The sequence below is a fragment of the Dermacoccus abyssi genome, from assembly GCF_003515945.1.
In the GTDB taxonomy this organism is placed as follows: Bacteria; Actinomycetota; Actinomycetes; order Actinomycetales; family Dermatophilaceae; genus Dermacoccus; species Dermacoccus abyssi.
The window spans coordinates 143,066-162,916 of the sequence record NZ_QWLM01000003.1; the positions used below are offsets into that span (position 1 = coordinate 143,066).

Annotated in this window: 14 protein-coding genes and 2 pseudogenes; 2 read left to right on the plus strand and 14 right to left on the minus strand. The window is 68.2% G+C overall.

Annotated elements, in window-relative coordinates; translation table 11 throughout:
• Nucleotides 1-216 precede the first annotated feature (216 nt).
• Nucleotides 217-894: a TIGR03936 family radical SAM-associated protein gene (locus D1832_RS03740; RefSeq protein ID WP_322613749.1), complete on the minus strand. Its 678-nt coding sequence runs from the start codon at nucleotides 892-894 to the stop codon at nucleotides 217-219.
• A 226-nt stretch (nucleotides 895-1,120) separates the two neighbouring features.
• Between D1832_RS03740 and D1832_RS15710 the strand changes: the two are divergent.
• Both D1832_RS15710 and D1832_RS15715 read left to right on the plus strand, forming a co-directional pair.
• Nucleotides 1,121-1,546 (plus strand): annotated as a pseudogene (locus tag D1832_RS15710) (MFS transporter); the annotation flags it as partial.
• 19 nt (nucleotides 1,547-1,565) lie between these two features.
• The gene (locus tag D1832_RS15715) at nucleotides 1,566-2,300 is read left to right on the plus strand and encodes an MFS transporter (protein ID WP_241510847.1); all 735 of its coding nucleotides are present in this window, start codon (nucleotides 1,566-1,568) and stop codon (nucleotides 2,298-2,300) included.
• Between the two features lie 22 nt (nucleotides 2,301-2,322).
• Here the strand turns inward: D1832_RS15715 and D1832_RS03750 are convergent, their stop codons facing one another.
• The 13 genes and pseudogenes from D1832_RS03750 to infB form a co-directional block, all read right to left on the minus strand.
• On the minus strand, nucleotides 2,323-3,378 hold the full coding sequence (locus D1832_RS03750; protein ID WP_147362602.1) for a hypothetical protein: 1,056 nt from the start codon (nucleotides 3,376-3,378) through the stop codon (nucleotides 2,323-2,325).
• Nucleotides 3,378-5,381 (minus strand): TIGR03960 family B12-binding radical SAM protein, encoded by a 2,004-nt coding sequence (locus D1832_RS03755; RefSeq protein ID WP_047312031.1) that lies wholly within the window; start codon nucleotides 5,379-5,381, stop codon nucleotides 3,378-3,380. The genes D1832_RS03750 and D1832_RS03755 overlap by 1 nt, the downstream gene beginning before the upstream one ends.
• An 86-nt stretch (nucleotides 5,382-5,467) precedes the next feature.
• On the minus strand, nucleotides 5,468-6,535 hold the full coding sequence (locus D1832_RS03760) for a threonine aldolase family protein (protein WP_118912676.1): 1,068 nt from the start codon (nucleotides 6,533-6,535) through the stop codon (nucleotides 5,468-5,470).
• Nucleotides 6,532-7,212 carry an SDR family NAD(P)-dependent oxidoreductase gene (locus tag D1832_RS03765; protein WP_118912677.1) on the minus strand — a complete coding sequence of 227 codons (681 nt, stop codon included), beginning with the start codon at nucleotides 7,210-7,212 and terminating at the stop codon, nucleotides 6,532-6,534. The genes D1832_RS03760 and D1832_RS03765 overlap by 4 nt, the downstream gene beginning before the upstream one ends.
• Entirely contained in the window at nucleotides 7,205-8,641 is a 1,437-nt protein-coding gene (locus tag D1832_RS03770) for a DUF6421 family protein (RefSeq protein WP_118912678.1), read from the minus strand. The genes D1832_RS03765 and D1832_RS03770 overlap by 8 nt, the downstream gene beginning before the upstream one ends.
• A gap of 162 nt (nucleotides 8,642-8,803) precedes the next feature.
• The gene (locus D1832_RS03775) at nucleotides 8,804-10,639 is read right to left on the minus strand and encodes an AMP-dependent synthetase/ligase (protein WP_338067282.1); all 1,836 of its coding nucleotides are present in this window, start codon (nucleotides 10,637-10,639) and stop codon (nucleotides 8,804-8,806) included.
• 66 nt (nucleotides 10,640-10,705) lie between these two features.
• On the minus strand, nucleotides 10,706-11,806 hold the full coding sequence (gene rodA / locus D1832_RS03780) for a rod shape-determining protein RodA (protein WP_241510848.1): 1,101 nt from the start codon (nucleotides 11,804-11,806) through the stop codon (nucleotides 10,706-10,708).
• A gap of 16 nt (nucleotides 11,807-11,822) precedes the next feature.
• A complete protein-coding gene (locus D1832_RS03785) occupies nucleotides 11,823-12,773 on the minus strand; it encodes a bifunctional riboflavin kinase/FAD synthetase (protein WP_118912681.1) in 951 nt (316 codons plus the stop codon).
• A gap of 9 nt (nucleotides 12,774-12,782) precedes the next feature.
• Nucleotides 12,783-13,919: a Nickel transporter NicT gene (gene nicT, locus D1832_RS03790; RefSeq protein WP_118912682.1), complete on the minus strand. Its 1,137-nt coding sequence runs from the start codon at nucleotides 13,917-13,919 to the stop codon at nucleotides 12,783-12,785.
• 58 nt (nucleotides 13,920-13,977) lie between these two features.
• Nucleotides 13,978-14,907, minus strand: a complete 930-nt coding sequence (truB, locus tag D1832_RS03795; RefSeq protein ID WP_206609345.1) for a tRNA pseudouridine(55) synthase TruB — start codon at nucleotides 14,905-14,907, stop codon at nucleotides 13,978-13,980.
• Between the two features lie 165 nt (nucleotides 14,908-15,072).
• Nucleotides 15,073-15,336: pseudogene (gene rbfA / locus D1832_RS16185) on the minus strand (30S ribosome-binding factor RbfA); the annotation flags it as partial.
• A 165-nt stretch (nucleotides 15,337-15,501) separates the two neighbouring features.
• The gene (locus D1832_RS03800; RefSeq protein WP_241510850.1) at nucleotides 15,502-16,602 is read right to left on the minus strand and encodes a TRM11 family SAM-dependent methyltransferase; all 1,101 of its coding nucleotides are present in this window, start codon (nucleotides 16,600-16,602) and stop codon (nucleotides 15,502-15,504) included.
• A gap of 349 nt (nucleotides 16,603-16,951) precedes the next feature.
• Nucleotides 16,952-19,840, minus strand: coding sequence for a translation initiation factor IF-2 (gene infB / locus D1832_RS03805; RefSeq protein ID WP_118912684.1), 2,889 nt, complete (start codon nucleotides 19,838-19,840; stop codon nucleotides 16,952-16,954).
• Between the last annotated feature and the right edge of the window lie 11 nt (nucleotides 19,841-19,851).

Consider the following 19,851-nt stretch of genomic DNA (forward strand, 5'->3'; position numbering starts at 1 on the left):
GCAGCCCCTCGCGGTCGGCAGCTTCGCAGTGTGTGCGTCGGCCACCCTCGCTCCGGACGGCGTCGGGTGAGGTGCGGCTCGCGCCGTCGTCCCCCACGTCCCGTCGGCGCGGTCGGAAGGTTCTGCGGGTTCGCCGCGAATTCTGTGAGACTCACGCGAACCACAGGCAGTATCGCACAGGTCGTCGCCGTGCGGCCCACTCGCCACGCGAGGACATCATTGCTCGAACGGGTCTCCGACCGTGTTGCCGGGCTCCAGAGTGCCCTGCGCGAGGCGGGTCATGAGCGGCGGGCGCGGAACGACGAGTTCCGTGAGTTCACCGATGCCCTTGAGCACGTCGTTGGGTCGTACGGCGGGCGTGGTGTGCTGGATCGTCATCGTCCACCGGGCGATCTCGGCACCGGCGTCGGAACGAACCCCGACGACGTCGGAGGTGAGGACAGCCTGGCGGACGTCGAACTCGCGCACGCCCGACTTCGTCATGCGCGTGACGAGCAGTTCGGTGCGCGTCATGAACGCGTCGACGGCTTCGGTGAGGGTCTCGAGCGGGATGCCCTCGAAGTCGAGTTGCCAGACGCTGGCCTGGAGCAGATCCGCGAGCGCACCCGGTGCGGCTTCCACGACACGCAGGACGGCGAGATCCGTCGGCAGCGACTCGTCGAGTGCCTCACGAAGCTTCTCGACGTCACACACCTGCGTCAGTTGGAGCTGGAAGTACTCCGACTCGGACGCCGTTCCCGTCGGGGCAGCGTTGGCATAGGAAATACGCGGATGAGGGTGGAAGCCGGCGGAGAAGGCCATCGGCACGCCCGCGCGACGGACCGCTCGCTCGAGCGCGCGCTGAAAGTCGCGTGTCGAGGAGAAGCGCAGGCGCCCGCGCTTGGCGTAGCGCACGGACACCTTCTGCACTGCCGGTGCGGGAGGTGGGCCTTCGGGAACTCGCTGACGTGCCACGAGTGAGAAGCCTACCCGTGCTCGCGTCGAGCGCCTCTACCATGCGTTCATGACGCAGCCGATGCGCCCGCGCGCACCGCGGCTCCACCCCGCTTGGATCGTCGCGGGCATCACTTTCATCACAGCGATCTCCGCCGCCGGTTTCCGTTCGGCACCGAGCGTCATGATGCATCCGCTCCACGAGGAGTTCGGGTGGTCGATGGGCCTCATCGGCTCCGCCGTGTCGGTCAATCTCCTCTTCTACGGCCTCACTGCGCCGTTCTCCGCCGCGGCCATGGAGCGTTTCGGCGTCCGCGCGGTCGTGGTGGCCGCGCTCGCCCTCATCGCCGCAGGCGCCGTGCTGCCGGTGTGGATGACGCAGCCGTGGCAGCTCATCGCATGCTGGGGCGCGCTCATCGGCCTCGGTGCCGGCGTCATGTCGATGTCGCTCGTCGCGACGGTGAGCAACCGGTGGTTCGAGAAGCGCCGCGCCACCGTCTCGGGTGTTCTGGCCGCCGGGGCGGCGACGGGCCAGCTCATCTTCCTGCCGATCATGGCCCAGCTCACCGATGCGTCGGGCTGGCGCTCGGCCACCGTCGCCATCGGTGCACTGGCGCTCGTCGCGATCCCGCTTGTGCTCTGGCGCATGCGCAATCACCCCGCCGACCTCGGCGTCAACGCCTACGGCGTACCGGCCGACGAGCCCGTGCGCACTCCCCCACCGGTTTTCCACGGGCGCGGCCCGACTCGCGCTCTCCTCGCTCAAGGACGCGGCCGCCCGTCCGGCGTTCTGGATCCTGGCCTTCACGTTCGCCGTGTGCGGCGCGACGACGAACGGCCTCGTCGGCACCCACTTCATTCCGGCCGCCATGGATCACGGCATGGCCGGCACGGCCGCCGCGAGCCTTCTCGCGCTCGTCGGGGTGTTCGACATCATCGGCACGATCTTCTCGGGATGGCTCACCGACCGCGTCGACCCTGCGCTGCTGCTCACGATCTACTACGCGGGCCGGGGACTGAGCCTCATCGTGCTGCCCATGCTCTTCACCGACGACGTGAAGCCGAGCATGTTCGTCTTCATCCTCTTCTACGGCCTCGACTGGGTGGCAACCGTGCCGCCCACCATTGCCCTGTGCCGCGCGTACTTCGGCCCGGAGCGAGGCGCCATCGTCTTCGGCTGGGTCTTCGCGAGCCACCAGATCGGGGCGGCGATCGCCGCGACGGCGGCGGGCATGGTGCGCGACGGACTCGGCACCTACACGTGGGCCTGGATGGTCGGGGCCGCGCTGTGCGGACTCGCTGCTGTGGCATGTCTGGGCATGAGGCGTCGAGGTCGGGTGCCGAGCGAGGTCACGGTCCCCGCCTGATCCGGGTGAGCCCCCTCGGCCATCAGCGGAAGACGCGGGTGAGCACCGCCGTCGGACCTTCGATCGGGCCCTTCGTGAGCGGTTCGCGCGGAACGGCCGAGCGCCACAGGAGAGGAAGGACAAGTCCGAGAGCCGTGAGGATCGCGACGTTCGCCCAGCTGTCGTCGGGCTGACCTGGTGCGTACGAGCGTACGTACCAGGCGAGGTATCCGATCTGCACCACGTAGACGCTGAGCGTCATGGCACCCGCGACGGAGAGCAGCGGGATGTCCACATGGTCGGGAGCGAGCCCGAGCCAGACGCCCGAGATACCGACGACGAGCAGCGCGCAGAAGGCGACCTCGAGGTGCGTGCCGCTGTAGGGCTCGAAGTCGATGCGGCCGCCCTCCTTGGCGAGCATCAGCCCTGCAGCCAGGAGGAGCGAGAAGACGCCTGCTGCCGCGATGTGCCAATTGAGGCGAACCGACGACATCGCTCGCCAGAGGATGATGCCGATGCACGTGAAGACGAGGAGCGTCGTCAGGCGATAGTGGGTACCGGTGAAGACCACATTCCACAAACGCGCACCGACCTGGTCGCCCCGGACGGCAGCCTCGGCCGCCTTCGAGCCGAACGACTCCATGAAGTAGGGGGCCGAAGCCCACAGCGCCGTCGCGACACCGGCAAGCGCCGTCACGGGAAGTCGAGCGAGCAACGGAGCCAGAAGGGTCGGCAACGCGAGGTAGAGCAGGACGATGTCGACCTGGGCTCCCCACGTCTCCAGCCACAAACCGAGAGCGACCAGCACAGCGGCGCGAATGCCGGCGCGCACGAACGCTGCCGGGAGCCCGCGGCTTCCTCGGTCGCCCAGTTCGGCGCCGATGCCGATGAGAAGAGCGAACAGCGGCGCCGTGGCGAACTCCGTCAGGTTGAACAGGCGCAGCGGCCCGGGGCTCGGAGCGCAGTGCGCCACGAACATCGAGATGAGGACGAGTCCGCGCAGACTGTCGACGCGGGTGTCACGGCCCCTGACGCTCGCCGGAGCTCGACGTGCGCGTCCGGAGCGTCCTCGCCGGGACGCCCTGGAGCGTGTGGCCATCAGTGCGAGTGCTCGGCTGACGCCAGCTTCTTGGCTCCCGAGCCGAGAACGGTGAGTGGCAGCAACGTCTTGCCCGTGGGGCCGATCTGGATGTCGGTGTCCATCTGCGGGCACACGCCACAGTCGAAGCACGGCGTCCAGCGGCAGTCGTCGACCTCTTCCTCGTCGAGGGCGTCCTGCCAGTCCTGCCAGAGCCATTCCTTGTCGAGGCCGGAGTCGAGGTGATCCCACGGGAGCACCTCGAGTTCGCCGCGCTCGCGCGTGGTGTACCAGTCGACGTCGATGGGGTCGTCCATCTCCGCGAAGACGCGGGCGGCCTGTTCCATCCACCGCTCGTAACTGAAGTGTTCGCTCCAGCCGTCGAACCGACCGCCGTCACGCCAGACCGCCTCGATGACCGAACCGATGCGGCGGTCACCGCGGCTGAGCAGCCCCTCCACGATGCCGGGCTTGCCGTCGTGGTAGCGCATGCCGATGCTCGAACCGAACTTCTTGTCGGAGCGTATGGCGTCCTTGAGCTTCTTGAGGCGCTCGTCGGTCTCCTCCGCGGAGAGCTGACCGCACCACTGGAACGGCGTGTGCGGCTTCGGCACGAAGCCACCGATGGAGACGGTGCAGCGGATGTCCTTGCGACCCGAGACCTGGCGGCCCGTCTCGATGACGCGCTTGGCCATGTCGGCGATCTGCAGGACGTCCTCGTCCGTCTCGGTGGGAAGCCCGCACATGAAGTACAGCTTCACCTGACGCCAGCCGGCGCCGTAGGCCGCTGCGACCGTGTTGATGAGGTCGTCCTCGGAGACCATCTTGTTGATGACCTTGCGGATGCGCTCGCTGCCGCCCTCGGGCGCGAACGTCAGACCGGAGCGTCGACCGTTGCGGGTGAGCTCGTTGGCGAGGTCGATGTTGAACGCGTCGACGCGGGTCGAGGGCAGGGACAGACCCGTCTGGGTGCCCTCGTAGCGGTCGGCCAGGCCCTTGGCGAGATCACCGATCTCGGTGTGGTCGGCGGAGCTGAGGGACAGCAGGCCGACCTCCTCGAAACCGGTTGCGGCCAGGCCGTTCTCGACCATCTCGCCGATACCGGTGATGGAGCGCTCGCGCACCGGGCGGGTGATCATGCCTGCCTGGCAGAAGCGACAGCCGCGGGTGCAGCCGCGGAAGATCTCGACGCTCATGCGCTCGTGCACCGACTCGGCCATCGGTACGAGCGGCTGCTTCGGGTACGGCCACTCGTCGAGGTCCATCACCGTGTGCTTCGAGACGCGCCACGGCACGCCCTGCGCCTCCTCGGTGAGGACGACGCGCTGGATGCGCCCGTCGGGCAGGTAGTCGACCTGGTACATCGACGGCACGTAGACACTGCCGGTGCGTGCGAGTTCGAGCAGGAGGCCGCGGCGTCCGCCGGGCTTACCGCTGCTCTTCCACTCCTTGATGATGTCGGTGATGAGGAGCACGGCCTCCTCGCCGTCACCGACGACGGCGGCATCGATGAAGTCCGCGATGGGCTCGGGGTTGAAGGCCGAGTGCCCGCCCGCGAGGACGATGGGGTCGTCGAGACCCCGCTCGTTCGCGTGCATCGGGATACCCGCGAGATCGAGCGCCGTCAGCAGGTTCGTGTAGCCGAGCTCGGTGGAGAACGAGACACCCAGCACGTCGAAGTCGCGCACGCTGCGGTGACCGTCGACGGTGAACTGCGGAACGCCGGATTCGCGCATGAGCGTTTCCATGTCCGGCCACATCGAGTACGTGCGCTCGGCGAGAGCGTCGTCGCGCTCGTTGAGCACTTCGTAGAGGATCATGACGCCCTGGTTGGGCACGCCCACCTCGTAGGCGTCGGGGTACATGAGCGCCCAGCGGGTGGTCAGCTCCTCACCGTCGGGGCCGTAGCCGCCGCAGTTCCAGTCCTTGAGTTGGGCGTTGAGCTCGCCGCCGACGTACTGGATCGGCTTGTTCACCTGCTCCAGCAGGGGCTCAAGGTCGTGGAAGAGGGACTCACCAGGCATGTTTCAAGAATAGGTGCGCCCACGGACAACCCCAAAAGGTTGCCGTGGGCGCGCCTGTCGCGTGAGTGCGACGGCCTGCCGGACGATCAGCCGGTGGTTGCCTCAGCGATGGCTGCGACGAACGCGTCCACGTCGGTCTCGCTCGTGTCGAACGAGCACATCCAGCGCACCTCGCGGCGCGCCGCGTCCCAGTCGTAGAACCGGAACTTCTCGCGCAGGACGTCGGCCACACCTTCGGGCAGCACCGCGAAGTTGCCGTTGACGTACGTGTCCTGGGTGAACTCCACACCCTTGATGGAACCGTCCGCGAGACCGGCCTCCACACCGTCGCGCAGACGACGCGCCATCGCGTTGGCGTGACGGGCGTTCTCGAGCCACAGCTCGCCCTCGTACAGGGCGATGAGCTGCGCCGCGACGAACCGCATCTTCGACGACAGCTGCATCGTGTACTTGCGCACGTACGGCAGGCCTTCGGCTGCCTCCGGGTTCATGACGACGACCGCCTCGGCGAGCATCGCACCGTTCTTCGTACCGCCGAGGCTGAGGACGTCGACACCGGCGTCCGTCGTCATCTCGCGCAGACTGACGCCGAGGGCCGCCGCTGCGTTCGACAGCCGCGAGCCGTCGAGGTGCAGCTTGAGGCCGAGCGAGTGGGCGTGGTCGGCGAGCTCCTTGATCTCCTTGACCGTGTAGAGCGTGCCCAGCTCGGTCGACTGCGTGATCGAGACGACGCCGGGCTGCGCGCGGTGCTCGTCACCGAAGCCCCAGGCCTCGGTGTCGACGAGTTCCGGCGTCAGCTTTCCGTCGGGCGTGACGACGTTGAGGATCTTGAACCCGCCCACGCGCTCCGGGGCACCGCCCTCGTCGACGTTGATGTGCGCCGTCGTCGCAGCGATGACCGCGCCCCAGCGCGGCAACATGGCCTGCAACCCGACGACGTTCGCGCCGGTGCCGTTGAAGACGGGGAACGCCTCGATGTCGTCACCGAAGTGACGGGCCATGACCTCCTGCAGCCGCGCCGTGTACACGTCGGCGCCGTAGGCCACCTGGTGTCCGCCGTTCGCCGCCACGAGGGCTGCCATGACGTCCGGGTGCACCCCGGCGTAGTTGTCCGAGGCGAAACCGCGCTCGTTGAGGTCGTGCTCCGTCTTCACGCCTGACTCCCGGTGAGATCGATGATCTGGTCGTTCACGTCGGCCGCGTCGCCCGCGAAGGCGGTGACCACGGCGTCGGCGAGCGCTTCTTCCAGACCATCCAACCCCTTGACGCGGTAGATCACCGCGGCACCGGAGAGGTCACGTCCCTCGTCACGCGCGGCCTTGGTGAAGCCATGTGCGAGGGCCCGCGTCCAGGCTTCCGTCGCAGCCTTGACCGCGGCGTAGTTGGCACCACCGGCGAGCGGGCGCTTGAGCGCCGTGCTGGACACGACGGCCACCCGGCCCCGGCTCGAGGCCTGAAGGTCGGCGTCGAACGCGCGGGAGACGAAACGCAACGCGGTGAACGAGTTCTCGAGGAACCGGTAGTCGGCCTCACTCTGACCGGCGAGGCCTCCCCCGCCGCGCCACCCACCGACGAGGTGGACGAGTGCGTCGATGGGGCCCACCTCGGCGTGAACTCGCTCGGTGAGGCTCGCGACGTCGTCCTCGCTCGCGAGGTCCGCGGTGAACGTCACGGTGCCCGGCACGGCTTCGCGCAGCGCAGCGAGCTTGTCGTCACTGCGACCGACGGCGACAACGCGCGCCCCGGCACCGGTCAGGGCGCGCGCCATCACCTCGCCGCTGGTGCTCGTGGCACCCGCGACGAGCACCGTCAGGGAATTCAGATCAGACATCCTTGCCCGTCATCCCGCTCGTGGAGAGGATCACCGGCTGCATCTTGCGGTTGAAGGCCTCGTAGAACATCGACAGCGGGAACTCGTCGTCGAGCACCGCGTCGGTGTAGCCCTTCGGCGGACCGGCGAGCACCTCGTCCGGCAGACCCTTGGCCCATGCGGACGCCGGGTGCGGCGTAAGCACGCCGCGAATGAGGTCGTACGCGGCGAGCCAGTGCGTCACCTTGGGACGGTCGATCGAACGCCAGTAGAGGTCGTCGATCGCGTCACCGAGTTCGACGACGGCGGCCGGCACGGCATCCCAGTCGAACGCGAGCGACGTGTCGGTCCAGTGAAGGACGCCCTTCTGGTGCAGCCACGCGAAGATCAGCTGCCCGCCGAGGCCGTCGTAGTTGCGCGTGCGGTCCCCCGTGATGGCGAAGCGAAAGATGCGGTCGAAGAGCACGGCGTACTGCACGAGTCCGGCGTGGTCGAGCATCTCCAGCTCGTCAACGGAGAGGCCGAAGCCCTCGTCACGGCGAGCGGCGAGCTTCTTCTCCAGTGCGACGCACTCACGGTAGGTCGTGAGGTCGCAGCGCAGTTCCTCGAGGGAGTACAGGAAGTACGGCATGCGCTGCTTGATCATGAACGGGTCGAACGGAAGGTCACCGCGCATGTGGGTGCGGTCGTGGATGAGATCCCACATGACGAAGGTCTTCTCCGTGAGCTCCTGGTCCTGCGCCAGGCGCTCGGCGCCCTCCGGCAGTTCGAGGCGCGTCACGTCCGCGGCAGCCTTGAGCACCGTGCGGAAGCGCGCTGCCTCGCGGTCCTGGAAGATCGCCCCCCAGGTGAACGTGGGCACCTCGCACATGGCCACCGTCTCCGGGAAGAGCACGGCCGAGTTGGTGTCGTAACCGTCGGTGAAGTCGAGGAAGCGCAGCGAGACGAAGAGTCGGTTCGTGTACGCGCGCTCGAGGTCCTCGATGAAGCCGGGCCAGATGACCTCGGTCAGGACGGCCTCGATGTGACGGTTCGGCGAGCCGTTCTGGGTGTACATCGGGAAGACGACGAGGTGCTGCAGCCCGTCGACGCGGTTTTGCTGCGGCTGGAACTCGACGAGCGAGTCGAGGAAGTCCGGCACCCCGAAGCCGCCGTCACGCCAGCGCTCGAAGTCGACGACGAGCGCACGCAGGTACGCGTCGTCGTGAGCGAAACGCGGGCGCAGCGTCTCGACGGCATCGACGAGGACGGTGACGTCCTGGCGAGCCTGCTCGTGGTGGGCCGCATCCGGAATCGAACCGTCCTTGCCCTGCACGCTCGCGATGCTGCGCGCGGCCTCCTTGAGGCGCTTCCAGGCCGCACTGTTCTCCACAGCGCCGTCTTCGACGACCTCGGGCTCCCCAACGATCTCCTTGTGCTCACGGTTTCGGAAGGTCGTGTCGACGGACATGGAAAACCTCCAATCGAGGAGTTGCGGCCGCTGGACCCACCCCGGGTCGATGTTAGCGGCGAAAGTAGCTGACGGTTCTAACATTACCCGAAGGTGTGCCGCCTCACACAGACGAACGACCCGGTCCGATGCGGACCGGGTCGTTCGTCTTGAGGGTGCTGATCAGTCGGTGTAGAGGCCGTCCAGATCGCCCTTGAACTTCTCGACGACGACGCGGCGCTTGAGCTTGAGGCTCGGCGTGATCTCGCCCTCCTCGATGGAAAGGTCGCGCGGCAGGATGATGAAGCGCTTGATCTGCTCCCAGCGGTTGAGCTGCAGGTTCATCTCGTCGACGTAGCCCTGCACCATATCGCGGCAGGCGTCGCTCGTGACGATGTCGCGGTAGCTCTTGCCGGCCATGCCGTTCTTCTCGGCCCAGCCCGCGATGGCCTCCTCGTCGAGCGTGATGAGGGCGGAGACGAACTTGCGACCGTCACCCTCGACCACGAGGTTGGAGGCGTGGGGGCACACGCCCTTGAACATTGCCTCGATAGCACCCGGCGAGACGTACTTACCGTTCGAGGTCTTGAACAGGTCCTTCTTGCGGTCGGTGATGCGGATGTGGCCGCTCTCGTCGATCGCACCGATGTCACCGGTGTGGAACCAGCCGTCGACGAGCACGCGACTCGTCTCCTCCTCGAGGTTCCAGTACCCCTGCATGACGCCCGGGCCCTTGACGAGAAGCTCGTCGTCCTCGCCCAGCTTGAACTCGGTGCCCGGCAGCGGCCATCCGACGGTGCCGGCCTGGTTGGCGCCGAGGTAGGGGCGGTTGACCGAGGCCGCAGCAGACGACTCCGACAGGCCGTAACCCTCGAGCACCGGCATGCCGACGGCGGAGAACCACAGCGCGACGTCCTTGTTGAGGGCCGCCGAACCGGAGATGAAGTAGCGGATCTGCCCACCGAAGCGGTCGCGGATCTTCGCGAGGACGAGCTTGTCCGCTAGCTTGTACTTCGCCGCAAGGGCGCCGCTCGGCTCGTGTCCCTGGGCGCGGGCCTCGGCCACCTGCATGCCGACACCGACCGACCACTTGTAGAGCTTGAGCTTGACGCCGCCGTCGGCCTCCATCATGCCGTTGATGCGGGCGTAGACCTTCTCGAAGATGCGCGGCGCAGCGCCCATCCACGTCGGCTTCGTCTCGGGCAGGTTCTCGACGATCTTGTCGACGCGACCGTCGACGACCGTCGGGAAGCCGACCTGCATCGGCAGGCACAGAAGCATCTTGCCGAACACGTGGGCCAGCGGGAGCCACAGGTACTGCACGTCGTCGGAGTTGAGCAGCCCGGTCGAGTCGACGGCGGCCGCCTCGTACGCCCATGCGGAGTGCGGCAGACGCACGCCCTTGGCCGGGCCGGTCGTTCCCGACGTGTAGATGAGGGTGGCGAGGTGTTCGGGCTGGATGCCCTCCATGCGCTCCTCGACGACGTTGGGCTCCTTGGCGAGCAGTTCCTCACCGAGCTTCTGCAGGTCGTCGAGGGTGATGACCCAGTCGCCGTCACCCTCGCCGTCGAACGTGACGACCTTGACTATCTCACCGATCTGGCCACGACCCTGGCGCAGCTTGTCGACCTGCTCGGCGTCCTCGGCGAAGACGATGCGCGAGCCCGAGTCGGTGAGGATGTGGACGACGTCCTTGAGCTGCGACGTCGGGTAGACAGTGGTGGTGGCGGCACCGGCCAGCATGGTGCCGAGGTCGGCGAGCACCCACTCGAGGCGCGTCGACGAGGCAATGGCGACACGCTCCTGGCCTTCGATGCCCAGGGAGATGAGACCGGCGGCGATCGCGCGCACATCCTTGTCGGTCTGCGCCCACGTCATCGACTTCCAGGCGCCGTCCTTGGCGAAGCGGAAGCCCTCCAAGTGCGGCGTCTTCGCGACGCGCTGCGTGAACAGGTGCGCGACGGAGCGTGCCCGGTTGTCGAGGATGCTCCGATCGAAGGTCTCGTCAGCTTTGTTCATGACCATGGTGTGCCCTCCAGAGGTGCGGCGCCGGCAGTTACCCGCGGGTTCACATCGTGTTTTCCCTCACGATATGCGACGGCGCGATGCCGCATGGACGTTTCCGACGAGCCCGACCGCGATCCAACAGGAGAACATGCTCGAACCGCCGTAGGACACGAACGGCAAGGGCACACCAGTGACGGGCATGAGCCCCAGGTTCATCCCGATGTTCTCGACGCTCTGGAAGAGGAACCACCCCGCGATCGCTCCGCACAGGATGCGGCCGAAGGCGTCCCTCGAGCGGATGCCGATGACGAGCGTCCGCACGACGACGAACATCTCGAGGGCGACGATGCCGAGCGCACCGACGAAGCCGAGCTCCTCCCCTGCGACGGAGAAGACGAAGTCGGTGTACTGGAAGGGGATGAATCCACCCTGGGTCGAGCGGCCCTCGAACAGCCCCTGACCGAACCAGCCGCCCGAACCGATGGCGAGCTTGACCTGCGCGACCTGATAACCGATGCCCGACGGGTCGGCCTCGGGCCGCCAGAACGCGAGGAGCCGGTCGCGTTGGTACTGAGCGAGCAACGGCGTCGTGAAGGCGAGGACCGCTACGGCCACGGCGGCGGCGAACAGCCAGGCGAAGACCCGCGCACGAAGCCCCGCGACTGCGAACGCGGAAACCGCCATCGCGGTGACGACGAGCGCCGAGCCGAGGTCCGGCTGCGCCATGATGAGCGCGAGCGGAACGGCCGCGAGACCGAGGCCGACACGGACGTCACGCCGGGCGAGCGCGCCCCTCACCTGATCGGTGTCGGCGAGCGCTGACGCGAGGGCAAGGCCGAGAGCCACCTTGGCAATCTCGGCGGGTTGGACGGAGAAACCCGGCAGCTCGATCCACGACCGCGAGCCGTTGATCGTGCTGCCCAGTGGACTGAGGACGGCGAGGAGTCCGAGCACCCCGGCGAGGTAGGCCAGCGGAACGGCCGCCCGCAGCGTGCGAGCGTCGAGGCGCAACACGGCAAACGCCAAAGCCATACCGACGGCGACGTTGAGTGCTCCGCGGACGGCAAAAGAGCTTCCGCTCGTCGCAGTTGTTGCCGACCACGTGAGCAGGATGCCGAGGAGGCTCAGTCCCGCCGCGGCAACGAGCAGGCCGAGGTCGAGGTGCGCGAGGTCGCGCAAGCCTCGACCGTGTCGTTCACGAGCAGCCAAGGACAGGGCGGGAGGCGGCGACGTCGGCGTACATCTGCTCGATGAGTTCGTCGATGGAGTCGAACTTCACGTTGCCGCGCAGGCGGCCGACGAATTCGATGGCGACGCGTTCGCCGTACAGCTCGAGGTCGTCGCGGTCCAGAACGTAGGCCTCCACCGTTCGCTCCGGAATGTCGAAGGTCGGGTTGGTGCCCACGGAGATCGCGGCCGGCAGCCGGTACTCGGGGTGGTCCTGCGGCAGTTCACGACGCACGAGCCACCCGGCGTACACGCCGTCGGCGGGTACGACGCCGTCGGCGTCACGGGCGAGATTGGCGGTCGGGAAACCGAGCTCGCGGCCCCGTTGGAAGCCCTTGACGACCTCGCCGACGACGCAGTGGTGACGCCCGAGCACGTCGGCGGCCTCGTCGACCTTGCCCGCGGCGAGCAACTCACGCACCTGCGTCGACGACCAGCGGACGCCGGGGCCGACGTCGTCGAGCGCGACGACGTCGAAGCCGAACTCCTGGCCGAGTTCGCACAGGGTGTCGATGTCACCGGAGTTCTTGCTGCCGAAGCGGGTGTCCTTCCCGACGACGACGGCGCGGGCGCCGAGCGCGTCGACGAAGGTGCCCTCGACGAACTCACGGGGCGTCTCGGCGGCCAGTTCGCGGGTGAACGGCATGACGACGACGGCGTCGAGGCCGCGCTGTTCGAGCAGATAGAGGCGGTCTTCGAGGCCCGTGAGCAACTCAGGCGCACGGTCGGGGTGCAGGACCGCGAGGGGGTGCGGGTCGAACGTCACCGCAACCGTCTTGGCGTCATGCTTGGCTGCCTGCTCGTGGAGCTCGGCGATCACCGCGGCGTGCCCTCGGTGGACGCCGTCGAAGTTTCCCAGGGTGACGACGGTGGGACCGAAATCGGTCGGCAGGTCGGAAGGATCACTCAGGCGCAACACTCGCCCACCTTAGCCGTTGACGCCGAGCTCGCGCTCATCGATACGTGCCAGGCGCCACACCGCCACGGCGAGCAGCCACGTCACGACGAAGAGCCCGACGATGACGTATCCGACCTCGTCGAGCGGGATCGCGCCGAGCCACGCCACCGGCCCGCTCGTGATGCCCCACTTGTCGCTGACGACAGAGGCGAGTTCGATCGTGCCGATGACGAGGGCGACGACGACCGAGAGGCCGGTGACGGTGACGTTGTAGTACAGGCGCCGCAACGGCTTGGCGAAGGCCCAGTCGTACGCACGCGTCATGAAGACGCCGTCCGCGGCGTCGAGCAGGCTCATGCCCGCGGCGAAGATGACGGGCAGGGTGAGGATGGCGTACCACGGCAGGGCGAAGGCCGCAGCTCCGCCGGCGAGGACGAGGAGCGAGACCTCGGTCGCGGTGTCGAACCCGAGGCCGAAGAGGAAGCCGAGCGGGTACATCTGGGCCGGCTTGGTGATCGACTTCGTCGCCCCGCGGAAGAAGCGCGCGAAGAAGCCACGGCCGTTGAGGTGTTCCTCGAGGGCGACCTCGTCGAGGTGACCACGGCGGGCCCGACGCCAGACGCGCACGATGCCGATGAGGCTCACGAGGTTGAGGATGCCGATGAGCCACAGGAAGCTGCCGGAGACGGTGGGCCCGAAGATGCCGAGCCACCGGTGCAGGTTCGAATCGTCGTCGGCCACCGGTCCGGCGATGGCCTTGACGCCGAGGGCGAGCAGGAGGCACATCGTGAAGACGACGCTCGAGTGGCCGAGCGAGAACCAGAAGCCGACGCTCACCGGTTTGCGATCGCGCCCGTCGTTGAGGAGCTTGCGTGTCGTGTTGTCGATGGCCGCGATGTGGTCGGCGTCGAAGGCGTGGCGCATCCCGAGCGTGTAGGCCGTGATTCCGAGCCCGATGCCGAAGACCTGGCCCCGTCCGTCGGTGCCGAGATGGAGGTTCTGGGGCGCCACGATGAGCGCGAGCACACCCCAGCCGAGCACGTGCAGGAGGGCGACGAAAGCCGTCATCCCCAGGATCGAACGCCGCTCGGCGGCATTGAAGCCTTTCCACCAGGTGGGGAGCTTGGACACGGTGGCCTCTCGGGTGACGGTGCGAAACCTGAGCATCGTACGCCCGGAGCACCGACTGTTGCGACGGCGTCGCAGAAACCGGCTGGCCGGTGGATTACTTCGGGAAGGTGACTCGCGACTTCGCCTTCGGCGTGCTCTCGTCGAGGATCGCCGCGAGGCGCCCGTCGGGGGCGATGGCGGCCACGGTCTCGGCGCGCTCCGGTGCCGAGGCGATGCGCTGGCCGAAGGTCAACGCCCGCTCCTCGTCCTCGGTGACGTGATGAACGGCGAAGGCGTCTGCGGCGGCATCCGCCATCGGGATGACGCTCGGGGCCCGGCCGGCGTCGACCTCGGTCGAGATGTCGTCGAGGGTGCGGGCAGCGTCGAGCGTGAAGGTGCCGACGCGGGTACGGCGCAGGGCCGTGAGGTGGCCGCCCACGCCGAGGGCGGCTCCGAGGTCACGTGCGAGGGCACGCACATACGTGCCCGAGGAGACCTCGACGACGACATCGACGTCCACGACGCGCGTGGCACCATCGGCACTCGTTTCGCGCACCTCGAGAACATCGAAGCGGCTGACCGTGACGGGGCGGGCGGCGAGTTCGATGTCCTCTCCCCCACGCACCCGGGCGTAGGAGCGCTTACCGTCGATCTTGATGGCGCTCACGCTGCTCGGCACCTGGTCGATGTCGCCGGTGAGTTCGGCGACAGCAGCGCTGAGGGCCTGCTCGGCCACGACCTCGCGCGTGGCACCGGGCGCATCGACGACATCACCTTCGGCGTCGTCGGTGACGGTGGACTGCCCGAGCCGGATCGTGGCCGTGTACTCCTTGTCGCAGCCGACGAGGAAGGTGAGCAGCTTCGTCGCGCGATTGACGCCCACAACGAGCACGCCGGTCGCCATCGGGTCGAGGGTGCCGGCGTGCCCGACCCGGCGCGTGTTCGCGAGGCGTCGCATCCGGCCGACGACGTCGTGCGACGTCCATCCGACCGGTTTGTCGACGATGAGGATGCCGTCGGGTGTCTGCGGTCGCGCGTCGTTCACTGCTCGTCCGCGGCTCGGGCTTCTTGTACGGGTCGGCCTCGCCGGCGAACGCAGCCCCCTGCGAGGACCGCGCGAGTTCCTCGTCGCGGGCGCGCGCTTGGCGAGCGCGTCCTCGAGGTGAGCGGCGCCCTCGGGCAGGGCGTCGGGGAAGAACTCGATCGTCGGCGTGAGACGGATGCCGAGACCCTTGCCGACGTGGCTGCGGATGCGACCGCGGTTGTCGGCGAGCGCCTCGGCGGTGGCGGCGCGCTCGGCGTCCGAGCCGAAGACGGTGTAGAACACCGAGGCGTTCTGCAGGTCGCCCGTGACACGCACGTCGGTGATCGTGAGGAAGCCCACCCGCTCGTCCTTGAGACGGAACTCGACGAACTCGGCGACGAGCGACTTAATGCGGTCAGCGACCTTGCGGGCGCGAGCCTGGTCGGCCATGGGATCCTCCTTGAGCCGGACGACGTTTTCGCCCCAACCCTATGTGATGTGTCGGCGCGTGAGCACCGTGGTTTTCGCGTGTGTGGCAGCTGCCTGCTCCGGCGTTTCGCCGGGCAACAGCCGTGGCGCGGCGGGCTGTCGCGCACGCCGTCGCCCCAGCGTGCGTCAGCCCTTGCGGGCGACCACGATGTCGCGGTCGATCGAGGCGTCGACGCGGTGACGGAACGCGTCCTCGTCGAGGCCGGCGGCAGGCGCGCCGTGGCCGTGGACGACCGAGAAACCGTGCGCGTCGAGCACGTCGGCGAGTTCGCCGGGCTTCACGACGTGGCGGTTGTAGGCGAGGCCGACCGTGCCGCCCGTGCGCAGGGTGTCGTGCCAGGACGGCAGCGCTCGCTCGAGGAGCTGCACCGGGGAACGGTCCAGCTTGTCGCCGTGGGAGCCGTGCTGGACGCCGTAGGGCGTGTCGGCGACGACGACGTCGACGCTCGTCCTGCGCATGACACGCCCGAGCCTGGTGGTGTCGACGTTGAGGTAGGTGACCTGTTGGGTGCGTCCGGCCTTCCAGTCTTCCTTCGTCGGTGCGGTCTCGAGTTCGAGCGCACGCCCGAGCGTCCGGCCTTCGCGACGCACCTGGCTGGCATCGATCTCGTGCTTGAGGCGGTGGGAGCGAAGCCACGTCGTGATGAACGCCTGGTAGGCCTCGAAGTCCTTCTTGTCGAGGTCGACGCCGGTGACGTCGATACCGCGCAGGAGGCAGGTGTTGAGGGTGGTGCCGCGACCGCACATGGGGTCGAGCACGTGGAGGGAGCCGTCGAGCAGCGCCTGCGGGCGCTTTGCGAGCGCAGCGGTGACGTTGAGCAGCAGGTGGGTGAACTGCTCGTTCGTCTTGCCCTGGTATTTCTGGATCGTGACGAGGTCGTCGCTGTAGGGGCGACGACGTTCGAGGGCCGTCGGGCGCAGCAGCCCGTCGGCCGAACCGAAGAGGGCGAAGGCGCCGCTGGCCTCGCTCACGACGCGGGTGAGCAGGTCGTCGTCGCCTTCGATGTTGAGGTAATCGACGCCGGCGACGGTGACGGGTCGTACGCGGGCGTCCAGGCCCAGAGCGTCGGCCATGACGGTGATCTCCGCGGCGTTGAGGCGCGCAGCGTCTCCGGCGTAAACGCGGTTCGACGAGGGTGCGAGGAGCAGGAGGCGCCCGTCGGGCGCGGTGTCGAGTGATGCGCGAAGCTCGGGCTGGGTCTCGTCGGCGGCGTTCTCGGAATTCACGGGCTCCAGTGTGCCGCAGTGACAACCCCTCCCCCGAATCCGCGGCGTTCGGCCAGGCGACGAAGGTCCAGGCTGCGGGAGCTCAGATCTCCAAGTCGAGAGTGCGGAACGCGGCCACCATCGAACGGAGATGCGACTCAAGAAGCCCACATGCGGAAAGCCCAACACTCCCCATGACCGAACCACGCTGGAAGCGGACTCCGCAGAACAAGCGAAAGCCCCCACGAACCCCGAGCTTGCGAGGGGTCGTGAGGGCTTTCGCTCGTGATGCGGCCCGAAGGGCTGTCGCACCGAGGCTGAATCCCGAGCTTGCGAGGGATTCAGACCGGAAGACGGCCCAAGGGAACGGCTAGTCCCTCGGCTTCTCCCGCATTTCGTACGTCGTGATGAGGTCTCCGACCTGGACGTCGTTGTGCGAGCCCAGGTTGATACCGCACTCGAAGCCTTCGCGGACCTCGGTGACGTCGTCCTTGAAGCGACGCAGACCGGCGATCTCGAGGCTTTCGGTGATGACGACGCCGTCACGCGTGATGCGTGCCTTGGAGCCGCGCTTGATCTCACCGCTGCGCACCATGGATCCGGCGATGTTGCCGAACTTGGACGAGCGGAAGATCTCACGGATCTCGGCGGAACCGAGCTCGTGCTCCTCGTACTCCGGCTTGAGCATGCCCTTGAGGGCCTGCTCGATCTCGTCGATCGCCTGGTAGATGACCGAGTAGTAGCGGATCTCGACGCCTTCCTTCTCGGCGTATTCGGCGTTCTGGCCTTCGGCGCGAACGTTGAATCCGACGATGATGGCGTTAGAGGCGACAGCGAGGTTGATGTTGTTCATCGTGATCGCGCCGACACCACGGTCGATGATCCGCAGGTCCACGTCGTCGCCGACGTCGATCTGCAGCAACGCGTCCTCGAGTGCTTCGACCGAACCCGACACGTCACCCTTGAGGATGAGATTGAGGGTTTCGACCTTGCCGGCAGCGAGCTGCTCGTTGAGGTCCTCGAGGCTGATGCGCTTGCGAGCCTTGGCGAGCGAGGCCTGACGGTCTGCCGCTTCACGCTTTTCGGCGATCTGACGGGCCGTGCGGTCGTCCGGGGCCACGATGAACGTGTCACCGGCGCGCGGCACGGAGGCCAGACCCGTGACGAGCACGGGACGGCTCGGGCCGGCTTCCTGAACGTTCTCACCGTGCTCGTCGAGCATGGCGCGAACGCGTCCGTAGGCCTGGCCGGTGACGATGGCGTCACCGACGCGCAACGTACCGGACTGCACGAGAACCGTTGCGACGGCACCGCGACCACGGTCGAGGTTGGCCTCGATCGCGACACCGCGGGCGTCCTTGTCCGGGTTGGCGCGCAGGTCGAGCGCGGCGTCGGCGGTGAGCAGGACGGCCTCGAGGAGGCTGTCGATGTTCTGCCCCTGCTTGGCCGACACGTCGACGAACATCGTCTCGCCGCCGTACTCCTCGGCGATGAGGTTGTACTCGGTCAGCTGCTGACGCACCTTGGCCGGGTTCGCGCCGTCGGCGTCGATCTTGTTGACCGCCACCACGATCGGGACGTCGGCCGCCTGGGCGTGGTTGAGCGCCTCGATCGTCTGCGGCATGACGCCGTCGTCGGCCGCGACCACGAGGATGGCGATGTCCGTGACCTTCGCACCACGGGCACGCATGGCGGTGAACGCCTCGTGACCGGGGGTGTCGATGAAGGTGATGGGACGGTCGACGCCCTCGTGCTCCTTGTGGACCTGGTAGGCACCGATGTGCTGCGTGATGCCACCGGCCTCGCCCTTGCCGACGTCCGCGTTGCGGATGGCGTCGAGCAGGCGCGTCTTACCGTGGTCGACGTGACCCATGACGGTGACGACCGGGGGACGCTGCTCGAGCATCTCGTCGTCCTCGCCCTCGGCCTCGGCCTCGAGGTCGATGTTGAACTGGGAGAAGAGTTCCTTCTCCTCGTCCTCCGGCGAGACGACACGGATGTCGTAGCCGAGCTCGGCACCGAGCAGCTGGAACGTGTCCTCGTCGAGCGACTGCGTCGCCGTGGCCATCTCACCGAGGTGGAACAGCACGGTGACGAGGCTCGCCGGGTTCGCGTCGATCTTGTCGGCGAAGTCCGTCAGGGACGCACCGCGGCGCACCTGGATGACGGTCGAACCGTTGCCGCGCGGGACGCTGACGCCGCCGATCGACGGAGCCTGCATCTGCTCGAACTCTTGACGCTTCGCGCGCTTCGACTTACGACCGCGGACCTTGCTGCCGCCGCGACCGAAGGCGCCCTGGGTGCCGCCGCGACCACCGGGGCCACGACCGCCACCGCCGGGACGACCGGCGAAGCCGCCGGGACGACCGCCGCCACCGGGGCGACCTGCGCCACCACCGCGGGCCGGGCGCTCGCCCGGACGCGGAACGGCAGCCTGCGACGGCATCATGCCCGGGTTCGGGCGCGGTGCGCCGGAGCCACCCGCGGGACGGGGGCCACCTGCACCGGCCGGACGCGGACCGCCCGCACCAGCGGGACGGGGACCGCCCGCACCGGCCGGACGCGGACCGCCCTGGCCCTGACCACGGTTGCCGGGACGCGGCATGCCCTGGCTGGGCGCGAACGGGTTGTTGCCCGGACGCGGGGAGCCGCCTTCGCGGCCGCCGCCACGACGATCGCCCTGCGGACGCTCGCTGCGGCCCATGCCCTGGCTCGAGCTGAACGGGTTGTTACCCGGACGCGGAGCGCCGGGGCGCGGGCCGGGACGGCCGGCACCGGGACGCTCGTTGCGAGCGGGCGCGGCCGGAGCCGGCTTCGGCGCTGCAGGGCCGGGCTTCGCTCCGGGAGCCTTGGGTGCCGGCGCCGGCGTTGCAGCCTCCGACTTCGGCGTCGCGGGCTTCGCCTCGGCGGGCTTGGGAGCCTGGGCCTCGCGCTTGGGCTCCGGCGACGGCGCGGGAGCCGGGGTCTCGGCCTTCGGCGCAGGCTTGGATGCCGGTGCCTTCGGGCCCGGCTTGGGGGCGCCCGGCTTCGCCGCGGACGGCGTTGCCTTCTTCGCGGGCGCGCTGGACTTGTCGTCCGCGGACTCGCCGCCTGCCTTCGTCGGCTTCGGCGGGTTCTCCTTGATCTTGCGCACCACGGGCGCCTCGATCGTGGAACTTGCGGACTTCACGAACTCGCCTTGCGCCTTGAGATGCGCAAGGAGTTCCTTGCTTTCGACTCCGAGCTCTTTGGCGAGCTCGTGGACTCGAACCTTGGCCACGTTTCTCCTGT